The following is a 4,062-nucleotide window of genomic DNA, read 5'->3' as shown; positions in this document are numbered from 1 at the left end:
ACTTATTAAGTAAAGCGAAAAGTTCCATAAGAATCTCAAAATAACAGACTAGAATTCTGTCTATGTAAATTAAAAAATTTTCTTCAAATGAATCTTGCTGAAAAAGGAGAAACTGTAATCTATATATTCTTAACTGTACTGACAATATTATATTTGTATGCCAAACATTTTGGGAAAAAGAAATAACGTGTGGTAACACTATATATGCATCATGCGAAGTAATCTTTTTGAGTTAATGTATGGTGTATTTTTGCTAAGACGTGCATATAATTTTGATTAGTCGCTGGTTTGAATTAAGTTAGCGTCAAACAAAAAAGATATGCACTCGTGCCCTACCCGAAATTCCCTGAATTTCTACTCGCACGAATGCATATATTCACCGTTGTACCTAATTTAAAAAATGAATAAAATTCCATTCATACTTTTCCTTCTCATAACTGCAGTTGGGTATTCTCAACATGACCAAGAATTTGAACCAACTTTCTATTCAGAAATTGCCGAGCGAGTAGCACCAAGAAATTATTACAGCGTGAAATTTGGAAATCCAGCCGAAGTAATTGTTAATGACACAATTTTTTTGGCGAATTCTGAAACTTGGATTGAAAAAAACATCTACAGTTTTAAATCTGGAAGGGAAATGTTAGTAAAGAAATATCGAGATAATGAACTAATTGCTGACGAAATAATTGAATTAGATTCTAACAATAGAATTCTAAACTATGAAGGAAATTTAAAATATGAAGGCGGGAAATGGTATATAACTAAAGTCAAATATCAATATCAAGAAAACACAAAGATAAAGGAAAAAATAAATGATTCTGGAGAGACTTATTTGAGATATACTGTAAAATATGACAGCATGAAAAACCCAATTGAAATTGAGCATACAATTGTTGGACCAGACCATACTAGACTTCAAACTGTAAATTATGATTATCCAAATAGTAAGTTCATTCTAATGGACTTTAATTACCAAGGTCGATTAGAAGAAGAAATAAAAGGGAATATAAATTCGGATTATGTTCTTGAAAAAAATAAAAATGGAGACATTACCAAACTGTATTGGATTTTGACTGACAAAACAGAACCTTTTATTCACGAAATAGATTATGAATATGATGAAAAAGGGAATTGGATTAAATTAATCAAAAACGTTATAAGTCCTGATGGCACGAAAAAACCATATTACAGAACTTATAGGGAAATTAAATATAAAAACTAGGTACAACAATGGCTATAAGTAATTGCTTGTTCTCGCTTACTTCTGAAAATCCTCGCGGATTTTCATTTTGGTGTGTATTTGCAAAGTTAAGTGCTAAACCACGCAACTACTCATAGCCGAGACCGTTGTGCATAATTAAAAATAATTGCGAATTGAATAAAATATTACTTTTTGGATTTTTAATACTTTCCATCAATCTACATGCTCAAATAATGACAAGATACTTCATTGAAGGAGTTGAAATTGTAGATTATGTGACACTCGAGATTTGTGCTGATAGTATAAATGGAATAACCGATGTTGAATTGATTGCGAAAAAAACAACCCATAAAAATCAAGCTAATATTGATCAACTTATCGATTACATAAAGAGTTTTGATTATCCAAAAGACGGTCCTTTAATTGGTAGATGCGGAAATTTAACCTTCTCATTTATGAATCCTGAATTTGAAAACCTAAAATTAAATGAAAAAGAAATTGAGGAATGCTCAAAATTCAGAACAGGGAATTTTAGTTATCATCATATAAATCATCAAGACACTAAAATTAAAAGGAGAAAAAAAACACAAAAAGAAAAAAGTTATAAAAGTAGACAGATTTATAGCATTAACTGGACATCGAATTCTAAATATACTTTGACTTACAAAAGAATGTCCGATGATAACCTAAAAACTTTAATTGGAGAGAAAATCGAGGTTGAAATTCTAAAACTTTTAGATAACGACGGATACGTTTACAAGTCGACAAGTCCAAAAGGAATTGTTTACTATGGAGCGATATACAAATCAAAAAAATAACTATGCACAACACTATATATGTGATCATAGCAGCAAAGTGATCAATCGAATGTTTCTTGTGTTTTTGGTAAGGCGCAATGCTTGCAGAATGGAAAAGTTAGCAAACAATGCGCAGAAAAATCAAAAAACAGGGTAACAATTTGCCCTGCTACGACACATATATTAAACGTTACCTGCAATGCACAAAACACTGATTCAAATATTGATATGACAGGTTTTTTTTAAGGATTTTAATAAAAAAACAACGCAAACACTGAGCTAACACGAAAAAAAATACTAGACACAAACTCTAAAGAGTTTATTTATATATAGTGTGATATGACATCAATAGAAAAGATATTAGATAGAAAAGGACCTTTGATGTCAAATGAATTATCTAGCTTAATAGAGACCTCCGAAAAAATCAATTATAACACAGCTAGTCAAAGAGTTGCACGGAATAAAAAAATACTAAAAATCAAAGGTTATTTTGTAAGTAATCTATCCTTATGCTATTTAGAAAAACATATTGAAGATGGACTTTTATTTGATTCATTAAATAAAGCAATGTTCGAAAATGGAAAAAAATACTGGTATACATTAAATGCTCTAGAACTTCACGGAGGAATTATTAATCAAAAATTCTTAGAGTGTTATACAAACTATCCAATTATAGCATTAAAAGGACATTTACCTTTCAATAAAATAATTCAAAAATTCATAAAGTCCAATATTTTAAATTACAATAGTGAATATTACTACATTTCTCCTAAGTTAAAAAGAACTAACTTAAATTCATTAACATACAAGACAATCGAGACTATTAAAGATAATATTCTTACTGATTTTGGTACTTTAAATAAAAACATAGGACTCATTTCATACAACACAGCTGAAAAGTATGCGGAATTTGGAAAATTCAGATGGGCTTTCAAAGGAGTTTCAAATATCACTGGATTAATGCAAGGAAATAAATCTGGATTTATATTAGCTGATATTATAATTGGAACTTCAATTAATGAAAAAGATGTTTCATTCTTTATCGAAAAAATAAAACATATTCAAAGTTTTAATAATGCTTCTAGAATTATTCCTTTTCTAATAGTAGATGACTTAAGTAAAGAGGCATTAACTGCTCTTAAATTTCACGGAATTGCTGTCGGTTTTATTAAAGAATTGTTTGGACAAAAATATGCTGATACACTCAAAGAGTTAATAAGTGTTCTGAATAATGCAGGTGCTAGTTTAAAATCTTCACCTGAAAAATATCTAGATTTAATCAAAGAACTAAAAAAGTATAATGAAGGTCTAGCAAATAACATAAGAGGAGCGCTTTTCGAATTTGTTGTTGGACACATTCATTCTTTAGATAGTAATAGTAGTATTGACTTAGGTCGTGAAATTTATGAAAATGATTCTCGCCACGAAATGGATGTGTTAGCTATTTATAATGATAGGGTTGTCATTGCAGAATGTAAAGCAAAACGCTCCAAAATAAACCTAGAAACCATAGAAAAGTGGTTAGGAAAAAAAATTCCAGCTTTTAAAAAATGGATAGAGAAACAAGAAACTTGGAAAAAGAAAAAAATTGAATTTGAATTTTGGTCAACTGGAGGCTTTACTGATGATGCTCTTGAAAAACTAGAGTATATATCTTCCTCTGCTTCAAAATACAAAGTGTCATATTTCAACCCGAATGATATAAGAAATAAAGCTTTATCAATGGAAAATAAAAAATTAAAAGAAGCGCTAAATGATTTCTTTTTAAAAGCAAAAGTATAGTAAACAAGAAAGCACAGCAGGTAACAATGTATAAAAAACATAAGGCGGTTTAGGCTTAATTTAAAAGTCTGTGTTTCTTTATGAGGTCGCCAAATATAAAATTTGGCATTTACGGTTAAGAAGGTGAATACAAAATATTTATATTTGGCTTAGTACCAATCCGAAACGTATAGCTTATCAACTGCCTTACATTTCTTATACTAAACGTTAGCATTAATTACAAAAAAGAAATGAAAAAAATTCTATTCGGAATATTTACTGCAATAATTTGTTCATTATCGT

At 29.3% G+C, this 4,062-nt stretch carries 3 protein-coding genes; all 3 read left to right on the top strand.

Translation table 11 applies throughout. The features are described from left to right. Window positions 1-400: 400 nt before the first annotated feature. The 3 genes from Q1A73_RS24265 (at window position 401) to Q1A73_RS24255 (ending at window position 3,780) form a co-directional block, all read left to right on the top strand. Window positions 401-1,222, top strand: coding sequence for a hypothetical protein (locus Q1A73_RS24265; RefSeq protein WP_299611349.1), 822 nt, complete (start codon window positions 401-403; stop codon window positions 1,220-1,222). Window positions 1,223-1,374: 152 nt separating this feature from the next. After that, the gene (locus Q1A73_RS24260; RefSeq protein WP_299611346.1) at window positions 1,375-2,019 is read left to right on the top strand and encodes a hypothetical protein; all 645 of its coding nucleotides are present in this window, start codon (window positions 1,375-1,377) and stop codon (window positions 2,017-2,019) included. A 318-nt stretch (window positions 2,020-2,337) separates the two neighbouring features. Continuing rightward, the gene (locus Q1A73_RS24255; protein ID WP_299611343.1) at window positions 2,338-3,780 is read left to right on the top strand and encodes a hypothetical protein; all 1,443 of its coding nucleotides are present in this window, start codon (window positions 2,338-2,340) and stop codon (window positions 3,778-3,780) included. The last annotated feature ends 282 nt before the right edge of the window (window positions 3,781-4,062 follow it).

The sequence above is a fragment of the uncultured Aquimarina sp. genome, assembly GCF_947492115.1.
GTDB lineage: Bacteria > Bacteroidota > Bacteroidia > Flavobacteriales > Flavobacteriaceae > Aquimarina.
Note: the sequence above shows the minus strand (reverse complement) of the source record. Positions and strands in the feature narration are given on the sequence as shown.